Annotated in this window: 20 protein-coding genes; 9 read left to right on the top strand and 11 right to left on the bottom strand. The window is 62.4% G+C overall.

The genetic code is table 11. The annotated features are described in order from the left end of the window. Positions 1-41 precede the first annotated feature (41 nt). On the bottom strand, positions 42-1,370 hold the full coding sequence (locus JTF07_RS09775; RefSeq protein WP_204234041.1) for a dicarboxylate/amino acid:cation symporter: 1,329 nt from the start codon (positions 1,368-1,370) through the stop codon (positions 42-44). Positions 1,371-1,576: 206 nt separating this feature from the next. Here JTF07_RS09775 and JTF07_RS09770 point away from each other — a divergent pair, with 206 nt between their 5' ends. From JTF07_RS09770 to JTF07_RS09760, 3 genes are all read left to right on the top strand, one after another. After that, the gene (locus tag JTF07_RS09770) at positions 1,577-3,433 is read left to right on the top strand and encodes an acyl-CoA dehydrogenase family protein (protein ID WP_353843926.1); all 1,857 of its coding nucleotides are present in this window, start codon (positions 1,577-1,579) and stop codon (positions 3,431-3,433) included. Positions 3,434-3,570: 137 nt separating this feature from the next. Then, positions 3,571-4,476 (top strand): ectoine hydroxylase, encoded by a 906-nt coding sequence (gene thpD, locus JTF07_RS09765; protein ID WP_204234040.1) that lies wholly within the window; start codon positions 3,571-3,573, stop codon positions 4,474-4,476. 308 nt (positions 4,477-4,784) lie between these two features. Continuing rightward, positions 4,785-4,967 carry a hypothetical protein gene (locus JTF07_RS09760; protein WP_204234039.1) on the top strand — a complete coding sequence of 61 codons (183 nt, stop codon included), beginning with the start codon at positions 4,785-4,787 and terminating at the stop codon, positions 4,965-4,967. Between the two features lie 147 nt (positions 4,968-5,114). Here the strand turns inward: JTF07_RS09760 and JTF07_RS20650 are convergent, their stop codons facing one another. Next, the gene (locus JTF07_RS20650; RefSeq protein WP_275093897.1) at positions 5,115-5,249 is read right to left on the bottom strand and encodes a hypothetical protein; all 135 of its coding nucleotides are present in this window, start codon (positions 5,247-5,249) and stop codon (positions 5,115-5,117) included. Here JTF07_RS20650 and JTF07_RS09755 point away from each other — a divergent pair. Then, positions 5,248-5,751: a DUF805 domain-containing protein gene (locus JTF07_RS09755; RefSeq protein WP_252199674.1), complete on the top strand. Its 504-nt coding sequence runs from the start codon at positions 5,248-5,250 to the stop codon at positions 5,749-5,751. The two genes, JTF07_RS20650 and JTF07_RS09755, sit on opposite strands and share 2 nt — an antisense overlap. A 132-nt stretch (positions 5,752-5,883) precedes the next feature. Here JTF07_RS09755 and JTF07_RS09750 read toward each other — a convergent pair whose 3' ends face one another. Further along, on the bottom strand, positions 5,884-7,230 hold the full coding sequence (locus JTF07_RS09750) for an MFS transporter (RefSeq protein WP_204234038.1): 1,347 nt from the start codon (positions 7,228-7,230) through the stop codon (positions 5,884-5,886). Positions 7,231-7,493: 263 nt separating this feature from the next. Between JTF07_RS09750 and JTF07_RS09745 the strand changes: the two genes are divergently transcribed. The 3 genes from JTF07_RS09745 (at position 7,494) to JTF07_RS09735 (ending at position 10,464) form a co-directional block, all read left to right on the top strand. Further along, positions 7,494-8,345, top strand: a complete 852-nt coding sequence (locus JTF07_RS09745; protein WP_353843925.1) for a methylenetetrahydrofolate reductase — start codon at positions 7,494-7,496, stop codon at positions 8,343-8,345. 42 nt (positions 8,346-8,387) lie between these two features. Next, the gene (gene ligM, locus JTF07_RS09740) at positions 8,388-9,791 is read left to right on the top strand and encodes a vanillate/3-O-methylgallate O-demethylase (protein ID WP_204234036.1); all 1,404 of its coding nucleotides are present in this window, start codon (positions 8,388-8,390) and stop codon (positions 9,789-9,791) included. 67 nt (positions 9,792-9,858) lie between these two features. After that, positions 9,859-10,464 (top strand): PadR family transcriptional regulator, encoded by a 606-nt coding sequence (locus tag JTF07_RS09735; RefSeq protein WP_353843924.1) that lies wholly within the window; start codon positions 9,859-9,861, stop codon positions 10,462-10,464. Positions 10,465-10,509: 45 nt separating this feature from the next. Here the strand turns inward: JTF07_RS09735 and JTF07_RS09730 are convergent, their stop codons facing one another. Next, the gene (locus JTF07_RS09730) at positions 10,510-11,274 is read right to left on the bottom strand and encodes a phosphatase PAP2 family protein (protein WP_252199673.1); all 765 of its coding nucleotides are present in this window, start codon (positions 11,272-11,274) and stop codon (positions 10,510-10,512) included. Between the two features lie 125 nt (positions 11,275-11,399). On the opposite strand from JTF07_RS09730, the gene JTF07_RS09725 reads away from it, so the two are divergent. Beyond that, positions 11,400-12,401 carry an acetamidase/formamidase family protein gene (locus JTF07_RS09725; RefSeq protein WP_204234034.1) on the top strand — a complete coding sequence of 334 codons (1,002 nt, stop codon included), beginning with the start codon at positions 11,400-11,402 and terminating at the stop codon, positions 12,399-12,401. Positions 12,402-12,434: 33 nt separating this feature from the next. Next, positions 12,435-13,193, top strand: a complete 759-nt coding sequence (locus tag JTF07_RS09720) for an SDR family NAD(P)-dependent oxidoreductase (protein ID WP_096161645.1) — start codon at positions 12,435-12,437, stop codon at positions 13,191-13,193. Positions 13,194-13,217: 24 nt separating this feature from the next. Here the strand turns inward: JTF07_RS09720 and JTF07_RS09715 are convergent, their stop codons facing one another. Genes JTF07_RS09715 through JTF07_RS09685 form a run of 7 tightly spaced genes read right to left on the bottom strand, consistent with a single transcriptional unit; the run spans position 13,218 to position 21,203 of the window. Continuing rightward, positions 13,218-13,424 carry a hypothetical protein gene (locus tag JTF07_RS09715; protein WP_133066725.1) on the bottom strand — a complete coding sequence of 69 codons (207 nt, stop codon included), beginning with the start codon at positions 13,422-13,424 and terminating at the stop codon, positions 13,218-13,220. A 53-nt stretch (positions 13,425-13,477) separates the two neighbouring features. Next, complete coding sequence (locus JTF07_RS09710; protein WP_204234033.1) at positions 13,478-14,362, bottom strand: amidohydrolase family protein; 885 nt, start codon at positions 14,360-14,362, stop codon at positions 13,478-13,480. A 53-nt stretch (positions 14,363-14,415) separates the two neighbouring features. Next, positions 14,416-15,354, bottom strand: coding sequence for a 3-hydroxyacyl-CoA dehydrogenase NAD-binding domain-containing protein (locus tag JTF07_RS09705; protein WP_204234032.1), 939 nt, complete (start codon positions 15,352-15,354; stop codon positions 14,416-14,418). Next, positions 15,351-17,378 carry an acetoacetate--CoA ligase gene (locus tag JTF07_RS09700; RefSeq protein WP_204234031.1) on the bottom strand — a complete coding sequence of 676 codons (2,028 nt, stop codon included), beginning with the start codon at positions 17,376-17,378 and terminating at the stop codon, positions 15,351-15,353. Before JTF07_RS09700 ends, JTF07_RS09705 begins: the two co-directional genes overlap by 4 nt. Positions 17,379-17,389: 11 nt before the next feature. Further along, a complete protein-coding gene (locus tag JTF07_RS09695; protein ID WP_204234030.1) occupies positions 17,390-18,214 on the bottom strand; it encodes a crotonase/enoyl-CoA hydratase family protein in 825 nt (274 codons plus the stop codon). Then, positions 18,211-19,821, bottom strand: coding sequence for an acyl-CoA synthetase (locus JTF07_RS09690; RefSeq protein WP_204234029.1), 1,611 nt, complete (start codon positions 19,819-19,821; stop codon positions 18,211-18,213). Before JTF07_RS09690 ends, JTF07_RS09695 begins: the two co-directional genes overlap by 4 nt. Beyond that, a complete protein-coding gene (locus tag JTF07_RS09685) occupies positions 19,818-21,203 on the bottom strand; it encodes an MFS transporter (protein WP_204234028.1) in 1,386 nt (461 codons plus the stop codon). The genes JTF07_RS09690 and JTF07_RS09685 overlap by 4 nt, the downstream gene beginning before the upstream one ends. Positions 21,204-21,210 lie beyond the last annotated feature (7 nt).

The following is a 21,210-nucleotide window of genomic DNA, read 5'->3' as shown; positions in this document are numbered from 1 at the left end:
ACAGGGACCCTTTTCGGGAAGATGTCGAAATAGGATCGTGATCAAGAATTCTTGGGGGAGGCCGCCTCGGCGGGGGAGCTCTCCGTATGATCGGCCCTGTCCATCCAGTCCTTCCCGTCGAGCACGCGAGCGACCATCATGGAACTGGCCTGGTCGCCGACCGCGTTGACGGTCGTGGCCGGGGGATCGATGACGGTGCCGATGATCTGGATGATGGGCAGGGCCGCGGCGGGGAAGCCGTAGAGGGTGATAATCATCAGCTCGCCGATGAACCCGCCCGAGGGGATGCCTGCCATGACCATGCCGGCCAGCAGTGCCACGGCGATGCCGACGAGGATGTTGCCGGGGGTGAAGAAGTCGCGGCCGAAGACGGCGAAGAGGAAGGCGATCTTGAGGATCGCGGACAGGCCCGAGCCCTCCATGTGGATCGTCGCGCCGATCGGAATGATCGTCTCCCGAATATCGCGAGGCACGCCGATGCGCTTGCCGGCTCGCAGATTGGCCGGGATCGCGGCCACCGAGGACGACGTCCCCAGAGAGATCGCCGTCGGTTCGATGATGTTCGACCAGAACGCGGTGATCCCGCGTCGGCCACCGGAGAGGAAGGCGTAGAGAGTGAAGGCGAGAATGAAGTAGACGATCGCCACCGGGTAGTAGACGAGGAAGGCGCGGACGTAATCGCCGACCAGCTGTGCCCCGAGCTCACCGATGAGGGCCGCGAAGTAGGCACCCAGGCCGATCGGGGCGTAGTACATGATGATCGAGGTGAACTTGAGGAAGACCTCGGAGCCGGAATGGAGGAACTGAGCGAACGGTTTGCCTGCCGGACCGATCTTGGACGTGGCGATGCCGACGATGACGGCGAAGACGATGAGAGCGAGCATGTGCTCGGCGGAGAGGATCTTCGAGAAATCATCGACGACGAAGGTCGACACGAGCTGATCGCCGATCGACCCGACCTCTTCCACGTCCTTGGGCTGGTTCATCTCGACCTGGACTCCCTCGGTGGCCTTGGTGATCCACAGAGCTGCGATCATCACGATTGAAGCGATGACGCCGGTGACGGCGAAGATGCCGAGCATGCTGCCCAGGATCTTTCCCAGCCTTGTGGCAGAGGACATGCCTGCCACCGCTGAGGAGATGGAGAAGAAGACCAGCGGCACGACGAGGGTGAACATCATATTGATGAACAGTGTGCCGAAAGGTTTGATGACCGTGGCCTTCTCGCCGAAGATCAGCCCGATGATCGCACCGATGACGACGCCGGTGAGGATGAACAGCGGGAACCGATAGTTGCGTAGGACCTGCCCGAATTTCGACGAAGTCTGGGGTGGGGTGCTGGCGGTGGTGGGACCGGCGGTGGATGGCATATCGGGACGACCTTTCCGGGACTATCGGACCTGCGGACAGCACATTGGGACAAGGAGAACTGCCCAGGAGATCCTAATGGATAGCGCGAACTCAGGCCGGACCGTCCGGCTGGGCGAGAGTTACAGGGGAGCGTGGTCGGTGAGAGCAGTCTGCAGGGCGACTCAGAACCCTCTGCTTAACGATCAATTAGTTTAGACTGAGTTTCGTGAATGATCAGAACCTGGACAATGCTGTCCCACCTGCCTCCACTGACTCCCTGCTGTCGTCAGCAGACATCGAGTTCCTCCTCTACGACTGGCTGCGAGTCGACGAGCTCTGCGAGCGTGAACGATTTGCCGGGCACTCCCGCGAAACCTTCGACTCGGTGCTGGCTGCCAGTGAGGAACTGGCCAAGGAGCACTTCGCGCCGCATGCGAGGAAGTCAGATCTCAACGAACCGACCTTCGACGGTGAGAGCGTCACCCTCATCCCAGAGATCAAGACCGCACTGGAGCGATTCGCCGACGTCGGATTGCTCTCGGCGACCATGGACGAAGATGTCGGTGGCATCCAGCTGCCCCAGACCGTGGCCACGGCCTGCTTCACCTGGTTCCAATCGGCCAATATCGCGACATCGAGCTACCCCATGCTGACCATGGCCAATGCGAGCCTGCTGCTCGAATACGGGACACAGGAGCAGATCGCGACCTTCGTCCTTCCCGAGATCGAGGGTCGGTTCTTCGGCACCATGTGCCTGTCCGAGCCTGAAATCGGCTCCTCGCTCGGCGACGTCACCACACGAGCCGTCCCCGACCCTGACGGCACGGAAGGCACCTACCGGGTGCATGGGACGAAGATGTGGATCTCCGGCGGCGACCACGAGCTGTCCGAGAACATCGTCCATCTCGTCCTCGCCCGGGCCGACGGCGACGGGCCCGGAACCAAGGGACTGAGCCTCTTCATCGTCCCCAAGCACCTCGTCAACGACGACGGCAGCCTCGGGCAGCGCAATGACGTCGTGCTCTCTGGCCTCAATCATAAGATGGGCTGGCGCGGGACCACGAACACGCTGCTCAATTTCGGGGAGGGCACGCACACGCCACACGGTTCATCCGGTGCTATCGGCTACCTCGTGGGGGAGCGCGGCAAGGGCCTGTCCTACATGTTCCACATGATGAACTCGGCGCGCATCGGCGTCGGCGCCGGAGCCGTCGCACTCGGCTACCACGGCTACCTCGACGCGCTGCGCTACGCCCGTGACCGTCGCCAGGGTCGCTCAGACGATGGCCGGGGCAAGGATTCCCCGCAGGTGCCGATCATCGAACACGCCGATGTCCGCCGCATGCTCTTGTCGTCGAAGAGCTACGTCGAAGGAGGCCTCGGCCTCATCCTCTATGCCGCCACGCTCCTCGACGAATCCGAAACAGCAGACACCGAGGCCGACCGTGCACGCGCAGCCCTCCTCCTCGATGTGCTCACCCCGATCGTGAAGACCTGGCCAAGCGTGTGGGGCCTGAAAGCCAATGACCACGCGATTCAAGTCCTCGGCGGGGCCGGCTATACCCGCGACCATGCTGTCGAGCAGCTCTACCGCGACAATCGACTCAACCCGATCCACGAAGGCACGCACGGCATCCAGGCCAAGGATCTGCTGGGCCGTAAAGTCATCATGTGTGAGGGAGGAGGGCTCGCGGTGCTTCTGGCGGAGATGCGATCCATCCTCGCCGAGGCGGGGGCTTCGACTTCATGGAAGGTCGAAGCCGTCGCGTTGGGAGAAGCCATCGACCGCGTCGAGACCGTCACCGCCGCCGTGTGGAAGTCCGGTGAACCCGTTCACGCGCTGGAGAATGCGTGGACCTACCTCGAAGCGGTCGGGCACACGGTCATCGCCTGGCTCTGGCTGCAACAGGGCATGGCCGCCGAGGCTGCCGTGCACTCGCGTGGTGACTCGAGGCTGCTCAGCGGCAAGATCGCTGCCGCCCGCTACTTCTTCGTTCACGAACTGCCGCAGACCGGACCCTGGTTCGACCTTGTGGAAAGCGGCCCGTCGACGTTTACGTGCCTGGACGACAGATGCCTGTGAAGAAGTGAAGCTCTGCCGGCTTTCACCGACAGCATCCCCCTGTTACGGTGGCGGAACAAGCGGAATGGTCCTGTCGTTCCCCTCAGAATCGGTTCCGGAGCGACGAGGCTTCCGCACTATCCGAGGAAGGAAGCACGATGACAGTACTCTCACCGTCGACAACCACGGATCTCTACCCCACTCGCACCGGCGAGACCACCGAAGTCCTTGACCGGAGGGGCCCGATCGCCTTCGGTTCGGCCGAGCAGGGGCCCCTCGATGCGAAGTCGCTGCAGCACTACGACGATAAGGGCTATCTCACGATCGACGAGCTCATCACCCCGAAAGAACTCGACACGTTCCGGGCCGAGCTGCACCGCCTAGCCAACGACCCGACGGTCAAGGACGATGACGCCACCATCGTCGAGGCGAAGTCCAACGAGGTCAGATCGATCTTCGACATCCATCGCAGCAATGAGATCTTTCGCAAGGTCGCCAATGATCCTCGGGTCATCTCCCGCGCGGAGCAGCTGCTGGGTTCCGAGGTCTACATCCACCAGAGCCGCATCAACTACAAGCCCGGGTTCGTGGGCAAGGAGTTCTCCTGGCACTCCGACTTCGAAACCTGGCACGCCGAGGACGGCATGCCGGAGCCACGTGCAGTGAGCCTGTCATTGTCGCTGACTGACAACTACTCGTTCAATGGGCCGCTGATGATCATGCCCGGTTCCCACCAGCGCTACGTCAGCTGTGTCGGCGGCACTCCGGAGGACAATTACAAGAAGTCACTTGTCATGCAGGGGGCGGGCACCCCCGATCCGCAGACGCTGACTGACTTCGCCGATGACTACGGCATCGATGTTCTCGAGGGACCTGCCGGTGGTGCGGTCATGTTCGACTCCAACTGCATGCACGCCTCGAACGGCAACGTCACGCCGTATTCGAGGTCGAACATCTTCATCGTCTACAACTCGGTGGAGAACACGTGTGTCGAACCTTTCGCCGCACCGAAGCCGCGGCCGGAGTTCGCCGGTAGCACGGACTTCACTCCGGCCGGTTCCTAAGAGATGATGCCCGGCACCTGGATGAATAGGTGCCGGGCTTTGTGCGTGCCGTCCAGGTTGCGGTAGAGCTTCACAGCCTCCTGTTCGGCGATGTCTCAACACCTTGCTTTGCTCAGATCGTACGTGGCCCTCATGGTGCTCCGGCATCGCCCGGACAGCGGGAGACTGATGCAGTCCGCGCCCTCATCGTGGGAAATGTGTCCTCAACGGTTCATGTCAATCATGGTCGCGCAGTATCGCAATGGTGATTGAGCGCGCATGATGGTGGTACCAGGTTCGAGCACTGAATTCCGAGGGGAGGTGCAGCCATGTCTGAGAATCACCAGCCAGAGAACGGGCAGGACGAGTCCTCAACCTCCCCCGCCGAGGCGACCGACGGTTCCGCTGAAAGGTCCGAAGCCGCGCAGAGCCGTCACGACCACGACGACAAGATGGTCGACGAATGGGAAGACGAATCATTCCCCGCCAGTGACCCGCCAGGACACTACTGAACGGGTCGGTCCGGACGACGAAGCTGTCGGGGCCCGAACGAAATGAGCAGCGCACTGCCGCGACAGATCGAGACATCGGTTTGTCGGGCGGTGCGCCGTGTTGTGTAGCTGGGACTCGTTGTTTGACATGGCTGAGTTCCGTTCCACTCATGCTGTCCATCGTGAAGGATCGGTATCGTCTGCGACTCGGCTGAGCACGTCCAGCGCGGTGGACACCTTCTTCGACACCCGCGCCTCGGCCATCGTCACTGCCACAATCGTGTCCGAGTATTCTGTATGCATGACCCACGACCCCATGCCCACGAATGGCACGAGCACGCAGGAAGAGAGCACTGGCAGGACGACCACACGCAACACCGACGCGCCGATCCTGGGAGCAACGCCGGGTGCCGCAGTGGGGCGCTACTTCCGCAAGTACGCTGTCTTCTCAGGGCGAGCCAGTCGCAGTGAGTACTGGTGGATCGCGCTGCTCAGTCTTGTCATCTACGGTGTCGGCGGTGCCCTCGCCGGTGTGATCCAAGCGGCAACCGCTGGAACGAACGCCTACGGTGACGTCAGCGACGAAACCACGTTCGGTGCGGGACTGATCGGCTCATTGCTGTTCCTGTATTTCCTTGCGACTATCCTTCCTAACATCGGTCTCGGCGTGCGCAGACTCCACGACGTGAGTCTGAGCGGATGGGTCATACTCATCGGCATCGTGCCCTTCTTCGGTTCGCTCATTCTCTTCGTCCTCTCCTTGCTGGCGAGTAACCCTTCCGGACAGCGATTCGACCGACGTTGAGCGCGGACGACACGACCCCGATCGCTAAAGGGCAACCTCGGCGGTGACCAACGGCGACCTGGTTGATCCCGAGCGAATCCTTTTCCGCTCGCACCCTCCAGTGCCACAGGCATCGGGTCGATGACTTAACCGTCACACTCCTGCAGGTTCTCTGACGTCTGGGCGACGGTTGGCCTCAACGTCGACTCCGCGCATGCCCAGAAGCACGACTGCCGCCAGCAGAAGCACCACGCCGACGAAGACGTAGATCGCCTGTGGAGTCCATCCGCCGTCGAGCATTGCACCGGTGGCTGTCGGGGCGATGATGGCGCCGAAGCGACCGATCCCGATTCCCCAACCCACACCGGTCGAACGCAGGGAAGACGAGTAGGACTGCGGGGTGAGGACGTAGAGGCCGGCAATGCAGCCGTTGCTGAACATGCCGACCAGGACGCCGACGATGACGACCAGAACGATCCACTGCGCGGTGAAGATGAACACCGCCATCAGGATCGCGGCCAGCACTGAGAAGCATGTCAGCACCGACCGGGTCGACCAGCGGGAGGTGAACAGCCCGAAGACGACAGAGCCGATGGCCCCGCCCAAGGTCAGTCCGACAGTGACGATCATTGACAACGTGTCGGTGAGCCCGGTTTCGTGCATGAGGCGCGGGGTCCAAGAGTTGACGAAGTAGAAGCCGAACATCACGATGAAGAACGTTGCCCAGACGACGAATGTGACCCGGCGGTTGCGACGGTTGAGCAGAGCCAGGACGCCTGAGTCGCTCCTCGCGTTCTCCTCGGCGATGGTCGTGGCTGAGAGATCAACCGTGTCGGTGAAGCCCAGCTTCCGGGCAATGAGGTCGAGCTTCTTCTGCGCGTTCGCCGGTTTCCGGTTGTAGAGATACGACGGCGATTCGGGGACCAGCAGCAGGACGAGAATGAGGGACACTGTGGCGAGGAATCCGCCGAGGACGAAGACCGAGCGCCAGCCTGAGGTGGCGATGAGCGAGACCATCACTGATCCGCCGAGTGCTGCACCGATGCCGTAGCCGGCGGTGTAGATGCTGATGACCAGGCCGCGGCGCTTGCGGGAGGCGTACTCTGCGCAGATGACATTGGTGCCCACCAGAATGCCTCCGACGCCCAGTCCCGTGACGACGCGCCAGATACCCAGCTGAGCCGCCGAGGTGGCGGTGGCGGAGAGGAAGAGACCGCAGATATTGACGATGAGAGCCACAATCGTCATGTTCCGTCGCCCGATCCGGTCCGCCACCGGGCCCAGGACCAGGGCGCCGATCGCCATGCCGAGCAGCGCAGCACTCATCACCAGTCCGAGCGCCGTCCCCGAGAGGGAGAATTCCTCGCTGACCTGGTTCGAGGTGAAGGAGATGGCAAGGACGTCATAGCCGTCCAGAGCGTTGAGGAAGGTGCAGATGCCGACGATCAGCCATTGATAGGCCGACATTCGAGAGGTGTTGAGTCGTTCGCGCAGGTCCACCGCATACTCCGATTCTGAGGTGAGATAAGCACCCGCATCATTGCGAGATACCTATGATGATAGGGAAAGCGTGACGCTCAGCACATTATCAGTGGCTTCAGGCTCGGGCAATGCTTGTGCACTGCCGAACGTGTCTATTGCACCCAGGTGTCACCAGTCGAGGTTCCACCGACGAGAGATGGTTTACCTATGGACATAGGTAAATGCCTATGCGTATAGTGATTTCGAGAACCCACCGCAGTGTTCACGAAAGGACTCACCACGTGGAGGCAACGACCGCTACCAAGGTGCTGGACGACTTCTCCTTGGAGATGACCGGCAAAGACGTTCCCAGCCTGCAGCAGGCCGCTCATGCGATTCCGCAGGGAACGCGCGTCAACGTCACGTTCCTCGGCAACGAGAATCAACAGATGCGTGTCGAGGCCGCCAAAGAAGTCCTCGAACTCGGGTTCGTTCCCGTTCCTCATATCTCAGCTCGCAGGCTGAAGTCAGAGAGTGAGCTGCGTGAGTTCCTCGAGGCTCTGCAGCAGGCCGGAGCCAGCGAGCATGTCTTCGTCGTCGGGGGAGACCCGGCGACCCCCGAGGGCCCCTATTCCGATTCGCTTTCGGTCATTCGCACCGGCATCCTGCCGGAATACGGAGTGACTGAGGTGGGAATCGCGGGTTACCCCGAGGGCCACCCAGACATCAGCACGACGACCCTGTGGGAACACATGGAGGCCAAGAGCGCGTCGCTGGCAGAGCAGGGGCTGGGCCAAGTCGTCCTCACCCAGTTCGCCTTCGACGCCGAGGCGGTCGTGGCGTGGGTCCACGAAGTGCGCAGCCGCGGCATCGAGTCTGACCTTCGCATCGGCACGCCCGGTCCCGCAGGCATCAAGCGACTCCTGGGCTATGCCCGCCGCTTCGGTGTGGGCACCAGCGCGGGGATCGCGAAGAAGTACGGGTTCTCGCTGACGAATCTGATTGGCACTGCCGGACCGGAGCGATTCCTCAAGGATCTGACCTCGAATGAATCCATCACTTCGGCGTCCTCAGGGGTCAAGACCCACTTCTACACCTTCGGCGGACTCGAGACCACAGCCGAATGGGTCCAAGACTTCACCGCACAGGCCTGAACACCGGGCATACAGAGATAAGAACAGAGAGGTTCATCGACCATGACCGACAATCTCCAGCAGATCCTCGATTCGACCAATGCCGTCGACCATCTGCGCAATTCGCAGATCGGTTCGTACATCTATCCGGTCGTCCCCGCTGACTTCACCAACTGGATCAAGGAACAGAGGGCATGGCGTGAGACCGCTGTCCTCTACGATCAGTCGCACCACATGGACAACGTGTTCCTCAAGGGTCCCGATGCTATCAAGCTGATCTCCGACACTGCGATCAACTCGGTCGCCAAGTTCGCCGTGAACAAGGCCAAGCAGTACGTGCCCACCACCGAATCCGGTCACGTCATCGGCGACGGCATCCTCTTCCACGAGGCCGAAGACGAGTATGTGTACGTGGGACGCTCACCTGCGTCGAACTGGCTGCTCTACCACGGTGAGACCGGCGGCTACTCGAACCTCGACATCGAGGTCGACCGCAGGTCCCCTTCACGGCCATACGGTCACGCTGTCAGCCGCCGCTATTACCGCTTCCAGATCCAGGGCCCTAACGCCTGGGCGATCATCGAAAAGCTCAACGGCGGCGAGCTGGAGAAGCTGAAATTCTTCAATATGTCGACCATGACCATCGCGGGCAAGCAGGTCCGCACTCTGCGCCACGGCATGGCCGGTGCCCCCGGCCTCGAGATCTGGGGGCCCTATGAGGATCACGACGCGATCCGCGATGCCATCGTCGAGGCGGGTGCCGAGTTCGGTCTGCTGCCCGTCGGCGCGCGGGCCTACCCGTCGAACACACTGGAGTCGGGGTGGATCCCCTCGCCGCTGCCGGCCATCTACTCCGGAGAGGCCGAGCGCGGCTACCGCGAATGGCTCGGCTCCGACAGCTACGAAGCCACGGGCACACTGGCCGGATCGTTCGTCTCCAACAACATCGAGGACTATTACCTGACCCCATGGGAGCTCGGCTACGGATCGTTCGTGAAGTTCGACCACGACTTCATCGGCCGTAGCGCCTTGGAAGCCATGGATCCGGCAACCCAACGGAAGAAGGTGACTCTGGCCTGGGATGCCGATGATCTGGGTGAAGTGCTGGCCTCCCCGCTCAATGTCGATGGACCGAACTACAAGTACTTCGACCTGCCCTTGGCCAACTATGGTTCGGCGAACTATGACTCGGTCGTCGATGCCGATGGCAATGTCGTCGGCTTCTCGATGTTCACCGGTTACTCGGCCAACGAGCGCCGAGGTCTGTCCTTGGCCACGGTCAATCCCGACGTCCCCGAGGGAGCTGAGCTCAAGGTCGTCTGGGGCGAGCCCGATGGCGGTACATCGAAGGCGTCGGTGGAGAAGCACGAGCAGACAGAGGTCGGTGTCGTCGTGAGCCCCGTCCCGTATTCGACTGTTGCACGTCAGACCTACCGTGGCGGGTGGCGCACCGGCCAAGACGCCTGAGAGTTGTAGTCTGAGGGGGTTCGGGCAGCAGGCCCGGACCCCCTCGCTGATTCACAGAATAGGAACCATGATGAGTCTCCGAAGTGCCCTCCTGGCGTTGCTGCGCATCGGCCCGATGTCCGGATACGAGCTGCAGAAGCAGTTCTCCCAATCCGTTGGTCACGTCTGGCATGCCCCGGATTCGCAGATCTATCCTGAGCTGCGGAAGATGGCGAAAGAAGAGCTCATCATCGCCGAGGAGCAGACTCGCGGATCTGCTGGAATGCGCCGCGTCTATCATGTCACCGAGGCGGGGGAGCAGGCGTTCATCGACTGGATGCACAGTCCTTTGAAGTACCAGCGCACACGCGATGCCGCTCATTTGAGGGCCGCATACCTCGAGTCGGCTGACCAGGACGCCGTTTCTACGTTCCTCAACGAGCACATAGCCCATTGGACGAGCGAGCTCAAAGTCTGGGAGGACGAGATCGTCACCATCGAAGCTCTCGAATCTCCGATGCTCAATCGTCGTCTGGCAGTCACGGCCGATGAGGATCGTGAAGTCACCATCGCGTATAAGAAGTTCGCCTACGAAGGTCTGGCCGCCCGAGCCCGCAGCGAGATCGAATGGGCCCAGCGAGGCCTGAAGCTCAGCAAGAGGCTCGAGCGAAACCACGCGCAGACCGCACAATAGGGCGAAGTCGCCAGCCCAAGCCGTATCAAGCCGAGCTGCGAAGACTCACGTCGATGTTGCGGTGAAGCTGTCCATTCGAGTCCACCGGTAGCGCGTCCGTCTGTCACACTGCACCAGGATTCGCAGGAACAGGCCGCCGGCAATGAGGCCACCGAGGAGATCTGTGGCCCAGTGCCACCCGAGGAGGAATGAGACCACCACGGAGTTCACGCTGATGGCGACGACGACCCAGCACAGAATATGGACGAGCCGTCGGGATGCGCCACTGTAGTGGGCGATGAGGTAGACGGCGGCGCCATAGATGAGCACTGCCTCGGCGGCGTGTCCGGAGGGAAAACTGATCCCACGATCGCCGAACTCGAGCAGACCGCCTTGGAAGAATCTCGGATCATGCAAGGTCGTCGATGGGCGGGCCAACAGAACCTTCAGCCCCCCGATGCCGATGAAGAAGGCGCCCTCGGCTGCCAGAGCGAATCCGATAGGACGCCAGGACTGCCTTCTGCGGGCGAGCACAATCGCAACAATCGCCAGCACGGGCATACAGACTGCCTGACCGGCTATCCTGTCGAGAATATTCTGTGCGAACCACACCAGATCAGGGTTGAAGAGGTAGAGCCAGCGACGATTGAGCTGGTAGTCCCAGACTCGTAAGGGCCCCATGGCGACGACGGTCAACACGGCAAGTCCGAGTGCCAGCGCCCAAATTGAGGTTGCCCGAGTAAGCCATCCCCTACTCTTCGCCTGTACTCGGTCCGGATCGGTGGGAAGGCCGGTCTGACCATCAGGCGCCATGCGAGAATCGACAACCATCAAGGGCGAGTTTAGTCGGTTCTCGGTGTCCAAGTGGAAACGGCTGGATAATGGGAGCTGAACCATTGGCGCTATACGTCCATCAGCACTATTGGCGTTATGACGTGGCTCACGTAGCATCAAGTATGGACGTCGTTGACTTTGTTCCAGAGCCCAATCAATTCGTCTACACTTTTGGCGGATCCCGACCGGCAGCCACGATCGCACCCGGCACAGCTCTACGACTGTGGTCCGAGGACGCCTTCAACAATGCGATCACCTCGGCCGCTGACATTCCCAGCGAGAAGCTCGACTCACGATACCTCAACCCGCAGACGGGACCGTTCTACGTCGAAGGAGCCCAACCGGGGGACACCCTTGCCATCCACATCGTCGAACTCACTCCTGCACGCAGTTGGGGAGCTTCGGCGATGATCCCGTTCTTCGGCGGACTGACGGCAACGGACAGAACCAGCCTCCTGCACGATCCTCTGCCGGAAGGAGTGTGGATCTACGAGATCAATTCCGCCGCGCAGACGGTGGGATTCCAGACCCGCAGGGGCGATTTCGAACTGGCGCTGCCTCTCGAGCCCATGCTCGGCACCGTCGGCGTAGCGCCGGCCGGCAGTGAGGTGCATTCCTCACTGACACCCGAACGCTACGGCGGAAACATGGACACCCCCGAGATGAAGGTCGGCACGACAGCCTATTTCGGAGTCAACGTCGACGGCGCCATGTTCTCCATCGGCGACGGTCACTACCGCCAGGGTGAGGGGGAAGCGTGCGGCACAGCGGTCGAGGGCGCAATGAACTCGACGATCATCGTCGACCTCATCAAGGGTGGCGCTCCGACGTGGCCGCGGCTGGAGAACGACGGCCATTGGATGGTCGTCGGGTCCTCGAGACCGATGGAGGACTCGTGGAGGATCTCCCAAGTCGAAATGATCCGCTGGCTCGGTGAGCTCTACGGACTGGAGACCATGGACGCCTATCAGCTGCTCACCCAGATCTCCCTTGTCCCCGTCGCCAATGTGGTCGACACCAACTACAGTGTCGTGACGAAGATCGAAAAGTCCCTCCTGCCGAAGCGCAGTACGTTCGATGGGATCCACGCGGACCTGCGTGATCGCGCACGTTCCTTGTCCTAGTTCCAGAGAGCATCGAGGAGAAAGAGTTCCGTCATGGACCTGAAGATCAGTGGGAAGACAGCAATGGTCACCGGGGGTACACGGGGTATCGGGCGTGCCATCGTCGAGGCGTTCATCGCCGAGGGCGCCAACGTGGCCTTCTGCGCACGAAACGCCTCAGAGGTCGCCGAGGCGGAAGAATCCTTGGCCTCGAAGGGCAGAGCCACCGGCACGGTCCTTGATGTCCAAGACTCCACGTCTCTGTCCGAATGGGTCGAAGCCACGGCCACAGAGTTCGGCGGAATCGACATGGTCGTCAACAGCGTCAGCGCCCTGGCGATTCCTGATACCGAAGAGAACTGGTACGAGTCGTTCAACGTCGACCTGATGGGCACAGTCAATCTGTCCAAGCTCGTGATCCCATATCTGGAGAAGAGCGGTGTGGCATCGCTGATCTCCATCTCGAGCGTCTCTGGTCGAGAAGCTGACTTCGCCTCCGGGCCCTATGGCACGATGAAGACCGCGATCATCGGCTACATGGCCGGACTGGCGCTCAGCCTTGCTGACAAGGGAATCAGGGTGAACACGGTGTCGCCGGGCAACACGTATCACGAGGATGGAGTGTGGCCGGGAATCGAGTCATCCGACCCCGAGCTGTTCGCACAGGCGATGAGCCTGAATCCCACAGGACGTATGGGAACACCGCAGGAGACGGCTGCGAGTGTCGTGTTCTTGTCGAGTCCGCTGTCGAGCCGGACGACTGGGGCGAACCTGCTGATCGACGGAGCGTTGACTCGCGGAATCCAGTTCTGAGGTCAGAGAGCCTGAGGAGACTGCTCAGCCGTTGGATTCGTCGTGCTCGTCATGTTCCCTGTTCGCGGTCGTCGAACCCAGTGCATCTCCCTCGAAATTCTGTCGACGTTCCTCTGCTGCCAAGTCCTTCGTGTCGAATTCGATTTGGTCGACTCGTTTCTGGGACGGTGCCGCATCAGCAGCTTGGTCAAGGTTCTCGGTAGCTTTGCGAATACCGTCTTCGGTGGACATGCTGATCACCTTTCGCATTCGAGAGTGAGCTGGCGCCCAGTCTACGCTTCTGCTCACAACCCCAACACCCTGACTGCGTTGTCCTTCATGATCAGCGGCACGGCGTCCTCTTTGATGCCAAGGGCTTCGAAGTCGTTAATCCAGCGCTCTGGGGTGATGAGTGGGAAGTCGGAGCCGAAGAGCGTCTTCGTTTTGAGCATCGACCCGATCGCCCGTGTCAGCTGTGGTGGGAAGTACTTCGGTGACCACCCGGAGAGGTCGATGTAGACGTTGGCCTTGTGAGTGGCGATCGAGATCGAGGCATCGGCCCAGGGCACCGAGGGGTGGGCGAAGATCATCGTCAGTTCAGGCAGATCAGCGGCCACATCGTCGAGGAGCATCGGGTCCGAGTACCGCAGCTTGATGCCGCGTCCGCCCGGCAGTCCTGCACCGATTCCGGTCTGTCCGGTGTGGAAGAGGGCGACGAGTTCGTGTTCGGCGCAGGCTTCGTAGATCGGGTAGTACGCGCGGTCGCTGGGATCGAAGCCCTGCAGGCTCGGGTGGAATTTCATGCCCCTGACCCCGTAGTTCACGGCGAGGTCCTGGACCCGGGCGACCGCCTCGGCGACGTGATGAGGATCGACGGAGCCGAAGGGGATGAGCACGTCGTTGTGTTCAGCAGCCTTCTGGGCGATCATCTCGGACGAGACAGCGGGATGCCCGCCCAGGGCTGTCCTGGCGTCGACGGTGAAGATCACCGCGGCCATGTTGCGTTCCCGGTAGTAGGCGGCGAGGTCATCGACGGTAGGCGTGCGGGGGACCGGTGCTTTGAAATATCCTGCCGAGGCGTCGAGGAGTTCCCGATCGAGTGACGTGTGCTGGTGGTCGTCGGCCTCGACATGGGTGTGCACGTCGATCGCGGTGATCTTCGAGAGGTCGATGTTGGGCTGGTAGGTCATGAGTGTCCTTCCGGAAGCGGGGTGGTCGGCATCGTGTTTGTGTGGGGCATGACCTACGGCAGCTCGCCGTACTTGCGTTTGAGTGCGATGAGTTCGAGAAGCATGTCGTCGCGTTGCTTCGATAGCACTGCCGGGTCACGACCGTGAAGCTCCTCATCAACACCGGAGATGAGCTTCTCCTTGAGATCCTCGCCGAGGTGGACCTGCTTCAGGTCGTGCATCCACACTTCCTGGGGTGGCCCCAGATGGTCGAGCACGTGCCGCATTCCGCCGGACCCACCCGACAGGGACTGCTGCGCGAGCGGCCCGAGGATGGCCCAGCGCAGGCCGGGCCCGTAGGAGATCGCGGTGTCGATGTCGGCCACAGACACGACCCCACGATCGACGAGTGAGTACGCTTCCTGCCACATGGCGGCCTGGAGGCGGTTGGCCACATGGCCGGGGAGCTCTGCACGCACGAGGATCGGCTTCTTCCCGATCGCCTCGTAGACGGTCAGCGCACGATCGACGACCTCGGTCGGAGTATCGGGGGACGGGACGACCTCGACGAGGGGGACCAGGTGGGCCGGGTTGAACGGATGGCCGACGACGATGCGTCCCGGTGCCTTCGTCGCCTGTGCGTTCAATTGGCTGGGGGAGAACCCGGAAGTGGAGGAGGCGATGATCGCGGATTCCGGGGCTGCGGCATCGATCTCGGCGAGCATGGACTGCTTGACCTCGAGGCGTTCGGGCCCGTTCTCCTGCACGAAGTCAGCATCGGCGACCGCCTCGGAGAGGCTGGGTGCGAAAGTGAGGCTGTCCAACAGTGATGCAGCACTGCCGGAACCGGCATCCTCAACACAGTTGGTCACCTGCTCGCGCAGCCGTTCTTCCGCTCCTTCGGCCGGGTCGTACGTCGTGACCCTGTGTCCCGCCGTCAGAAACCCAGTCGCCCAGGCGGCCCCGATGACACCGGTGCCGATGATCGCCACGTCAATCGACTGTGTGCTCATGCGTTCACCTTCGCCATCCGCGATTGCGCATACTCCACAAACTCATCGAGTGAGCGTGGGTCCTGCAGAGCCCCGGCGCTCGCCACCGAATCGGCGGTCGCACCCTGAACGATGAGTTTGACGGGTACCTCGAGCTTCTTGCCAGTCCGACCCAGTGGGATCCGGGCCACCGGGACCACCTCGTCGGGGGTGTGACGTGGCGAGAGCCGTGCCTTCAGCTCACGCGAAATCCGACCCGAGAGCTCAGAAGTGAACGACACACCGGACTCGCACTGGACGAAGAGGACGAGCTGGCCCATCCCACCATCGGGGTCTTCGAGGTGGATGACGAGGGCATCGGCCACCTCGGGGAGGGTGTCGAGGACGGAATAGAAGTCCGCGGTGCCCAGCCGCACCCCGCCCCGGTTGAGGGTGGCGTCGGAACGGCCGGTGACGACGACGCCGCCACCGGTGGTGAACTTCGCCCAGTCGCCGTGGCGCCAGACGCCAGGGTATTTGTCGAAGTACGCAGCTGCGTAGCGGGCATCACCGTCGGGTCCCCAGAAGGTCACGGGCATGGACGGTGTCGGCTGGGTGATGACGAGTTCGCCCAGATCATCGATGACCTCATTGCCGGATGCGTCGAAGGCCGTTGCGGCGAATCCCAGGGAGATTCCCGACATCTCACCGGAATAGACCGGGGTCAGCGGGGATGCTTGGAGGATGCCGGTGCACACATCGGTGCCGCCGCAGCCGACGTTGAGCAGCACCGACTGCCCGAATTGGTCCATGACCCATTCGTAGCCCTCGGCCGGCAGCGGTGCGCCGGCGGCTCCGAACTGCGAGACGGTGGACAGGTCGAATTCCTCAGTGGGGTTGAACCCGGCCTTGCGTGCGGACATGATCGCCCCGGGCGCCACACCCATGACAGTGGCCTTCGTGTTCGCCGCGATGCGCCAGAGTTCCTTGGGATCGGGGTAGTTGGGATTGCCGTCGATCATGACGATTGCGGATCCCACGACCAACCCGCCGACGAGGGCATTCCACATCATCCACGCGGTCGTGGAGAACCAGCAGAACTGGCTGCCCGGGCCCAGATCGAAGTGCAGCCCGTGGTTCTTCAGCGTCTCGAGCAGGATGCCGCCATGACTGTGCACGATGGCCTTCGGCTTGCCCGTCGTACCGGAGGAGAAGAGGATGAACAGCGGATGGTCGAAGGGGACCGGTTCGAATGCCAAATCCCCAGATTCACCCGCCGAGGCGGCCCCGAGTCCCGCATAGTCCACGACGTCGATCGCGTGATTGAGTCCCGATCCGGTGGTGAACCGTTCGCGGGTGTTCTCATCAAGGGCGAAATCACCGTAGTCGAGGGACACGAGGTGGGTCAGTGAGGGGAGTGCTGTGAGGACCTCGGCGAGTTCGCCTGTGCGGTCGACGTCCTTGTCACCGTACATGTATCCGGGGACGGCGAAGAGCACGGTGGGTTCGACCTGGCTGAAGCGGTCGATGACGGACTGCGTGCCGAACTCGGGTGCGCAGCTGGCCCAGATTGCGCCGAGACTGGCCGAGGCGAGGAACGCGACGAGGGCCTCGGGTTGGTTGGGCAGATACCCGACGACCCGATCACCCTTCCTCACCCCCAAGTCCACGAGCCCGGCCTGGACTCTGGCCACCTCGGCGCGCAGCTCAGCGAATGTCAGAGTGAAGTCATCTCGAGTCTGGGACACTGCCGTCACGGCCACGTCGTCGGCCTGATCGGAAGTGCCGAATGAGTGCTCGGCGTAGTTGAGCGTTGCTTCAGTGAACCAGCGAGCGTGTGGCATGACCCGTTCGCCGAGCACCGAGATGTATGGGGTGTGGGACTGGACGCCGAAGTACTCCCAGACGGATTCCCAGAAGTCCTCGATGTCGGTGATCGACCAGGTGTAGAGCTCGTCCCAACTGGTGAACGAGTAGCTGAACTTTTGATTGACCCAACAGAGGAAGTCACCGATGCGGCTGGTCTCAAGGGCATCGGAGGGAACCTCGCGGATGATTGTCGACATATCGGGTCCTCTCACTTCGTGACTTTGGGGCCGGAGCCGTCGAGGAAGGCGCGCATGAGGTCCTTGGCCTCGGTACTCGACTGGGCCACGGTGGCCATGAGGGACTCCATCATGTAGCCCTCGTCTCGGCCGGATTCGACGATGCGGGGCAGCGCCTGGGTGATCGCATAGTTCGTCACCGGGGAGTTCGACGCGATCGAAGCGGCGAGTTCGCGTGCCTTGGCCAATCCTTCACCGGCGTTGACGCGGTAGTTGACGAGGCCGATGGCTTCAGCTTCGACCGCGTTGAAGCGGCGGCCGGTGAGCATCATGTCCTGGACGCGGGAGAGTCCGATGAGGCGTGGGACGCGGACAGAGGCGCCGCCACCGACGAAGAGTCCGCGCTTGCCTTCGGGCAGAGCGAAGTACGCGGTCTCTTCGGCCACACGCAAGTGAGCCGCGGTGGCGAGTTCGAGTCCGCCGCCGATGACTCCGCCCTGGAGGACGGCGACGACGGGGATCTGGGATTCGGTGATCTGGTTCATCGTCGTGTGCCAGCCGCGCGAGTGGTGGAGGCCGGCCACGGCGTCGCGTTCGGCCATTTCGGCCAGATCGAGGCCGGCGCAGAAGTGATCGCCGGTGGAGTTGAGGATGATCGCGGAGACCTCGGGTGGGGTGCGGAAGAACTCGCCGAGGCTGGCTACCGTCGCATCATCGAGTGCGTTGCGTTTGGCAGGACGGTCGAGGGTGAGGATGCCGATGTTGCCCTCGGCGCTGAAGTGCAGCGTGTCGGAGATGTCGACCGTGGTCGGCTCTGCGGAGACATCGGTGAGGTGGGAAGTGGGGAGATCGGTCATGCGTTGTCCTTCGGTGCTGGTGCACAGTTGTCAGTGCTGGGGTCTGAGGGGCCGGTGGTGGCGTGGGCGCCGAGCCCGCCGGTTGTGCGTAGAGAGACCTTGTGGACTTTCCCAGAGCCGGTGCGTGGCAGTTCGTCGACGAGGTCGAAGTACTTCGGCACCTTGTATTTGGCCAGGCGGGCCAGGAGGAAGTCGCGCAGTTCTTCGCAAGTGGGGGCTGAGGCCGCAGACTCGACTCCGGCACCAGCGCCAGACTCGGTCTCAGGAACAGACACGATGACGAAGGCGTGGCCGACTTCGCCCCACCGGCCATCGGCTGCAGCGACGACGGCAGCCTCAGCCACGCCTGGGTGGTCGAAGAGGGCGGATTCCACCTCGGCGGGGTAGACGTTCTCGCCTCCGGAGATGAACATGTCCTTGAGCCGGTCGACGATGAAGAGGAAACCGTCGGCGTCGAGGTACCCGATGTCACCGGTGTGGAACCAGCCGCCGGGCGAGAACGCCGCATCGGTGGCGGCCTGGTTGTTCCAGTAGCCGCCGGTGACATTGGGTCCGCGGACGACGATCTCACCTTTGACTCCGGACGAACATACGTTGCCTGAGGCATCGCGGACCTCCACCTCGGTGAAGGGCACGGCCCGTCCCGCCGATCCTGGCTTGTCCAAGGCGCTCGCGGCGGGCAGGAACGTGCAACCGGGGGAGGTTTCTGTGAGCCCGTAGCCCTGACAGAACATGATGTCTTTGGCCTGGAAAGCCTCGATGAGGGAGACCGGGATCGGGGCGCCACCGGAATTGACGAAGCGCAGCGATGTGAGGTCCGCAGTGTTCCACCTCGGTGATTGGAGCATGTCGGAGAACATGGTCGTCACCCCGGCCATCCAGGTCAGTCCCTCGTGTTCGATGGCGTCGAAGGCACGGTCAACGTCCCACGTGGATTCGATGAGCATGCGCGCCCCGCGCAGATAACTGGTCATCACCTGTTGGTCGAGGCCGATGACGTGGAAGAGCGGAGCGGTGACCAGGGTGACGTCATCGGCGGTGAGGTCCGTGTTGAGGAGGAGGTTGAAGGAGTTCCACAACAGGTTGGCATGAGTCAGCACCGCACCTTTGGGCCGCCCGGTCGTCCCGGAGGTGAAGAGCAGGAACGCCGGTTCGTCACCGGTGACTTCGGAGGCAGGCACAACCGGGACGTTCGCCGAGGTGGCAGGGTCCTCCCAACGCACCGTTTCCTGGGCGACGTCCGCGCTGAGTCTCTCTGCGGTCTCGGACATGTCGGGGGCGACGTACAGGTGAGCCACCTCGGCGAGGGCGAGCTGATAATCGAGCTCGGCCGGGGCCAGGCGCCAGTTGAGCGGGATGAAGATTGCCCCCAGGCGCAGGCAAGCCAGCAGAACGACGATCGTCGCTGGATGGTTGGGACCCAGGTAGGCGACCCGGTCACCTCGGCGAACACCCTGACTGTGCAGGTCAGCGGCGCAGGTCAGGGTGCGTTCGTGCATCTGGGAATAGGAGTATGCGTTGCCGGCGAAGGTGATAGCGGTCTTCTCGCCGTAATCGGTGGCCTGGCTTTCGGAGAGCCTGGCCAGGCTGGGGTGGGCGAAGGTCACAGAGTTGGTCCTTCCATGGCTGCCGGTGGCGTGGTGTTCGTCGATGGTGTGTGAGTGACTCCTGGAGTCTCGGCGAAGTGCTGTTCGGACAGGGTCCGTGACTTCGTTTCTCCCAGGCGCCAGATGCAGAGGATGCTGATGGCGGCCACCGCCAGGAGAACGATGGACAGCGGAATGGTCGACGCAGACTCGGTCGAGCTCATGATCGCGGCGAAGAGCACGGGGGAGATGCCCGCACCGATGCCGGCGATCTGGTAGCCCAGTGAGGCACCTGTGTAGCGGTGTTCGGTGTCGAAGAGCTCCGAGTAGAGACCGGCTAGCGGGCCGTAGATCATCGGGTGGATGATGCCTTGGCCGATGACCATGCCGATGGTGATGATCAGACCATTCTTCGTCTCCAGCATGGGGAAGAGGGCGAAGCCCCAGACGGCGATGAGCACGGCTCCGGCGATGACGAGGGGCCTGCGGCCGATCGTGTCGGAGAGGCGGGACCAGCCGATGATGCCGAAGATTGCGAAGAAGGAGGAGAAGGACAGGGCATTGAGGATCGTCTGTCGTTCGATGCCGATCTGGACGCCGTATGCGATGGAGTAGGTGGTGAGCAGCCCCTGGAACATGAAGGCCGAGAGTCCGACGCCGACGGCGAGCACAAGCGTCAGCGGCTGCTTGCGCAGGGTCGCGATGATCGGGATGCCACGCTTTGATGTGCGCTTCTTCGCTGCGAGGAATTCGGGGGATTCGTCGACTGCCGAGCGGACGATGACGCCGATGATCAACAGGAGCACCGAGGCGAGGAACGGCAGGCGCCAGCCCCAGGCGATGAAGGCATCCGGGCCCATGGCTGCCAGCGTGCCGGCGATGACGAGCGCGGAGACGAGCTGGCCGGTGGGCGCTCCGGCGCTGGTGAAGCTGGCCCAGAAACCGCGGTTCTTGGTGGCGTGCTCGGCGGACATGAGCATGGCGCCGCCCCATTCGCCGCCGATGGCGACACCCTGGATGACGCGGATGAGGATGAGGAGGACCGGGGCGATGAGCCCGGCCTGGTCGTAGGTGGGCAGCAGGCCGATTGCGGTCGAGGCGATGCCGATGGTGAACATGCTGAGCACGAGCATGCGTTTGCGGCCCAGCTTGTCGCCGAAGTGGCCGAAGATGATGCCGCCCAGGGGACGAGCCAGATAGCCGGTGGCGAATGTGGCCAAGCTGGCCAGTGTGCCGATGGCTGGGGTGAGGTTGGAGAAGAAGACGTCCTTGAAGACAAGGGCAGCGCAGACGGAGTAGACGAAGAAGTCGTAGTACTCGATGACGCTGCCCAGATACGCCGAGGCGGCTGCTCGTTTGAGCATCGGTGTCGATTTCGTTGGCGTGGAGTTCGCGGAAGCCATGTGATCC

The organism is Brevibacterium sp. RIT 803 (assembly GCF_016892625.1).
In the GTDB taxonomy this organism is placed as follows: domain Bacteria; phylum Actinomycetota; class Actinomycetes; order Actinomycetales; family Brevibacteriaceae; genus Brevibacterium.
The sequence above is the reverse complement of the archived record's forward strand: the minus strand, read 5'-3'. Positions and strand labels throughout refer to the sequence as shown.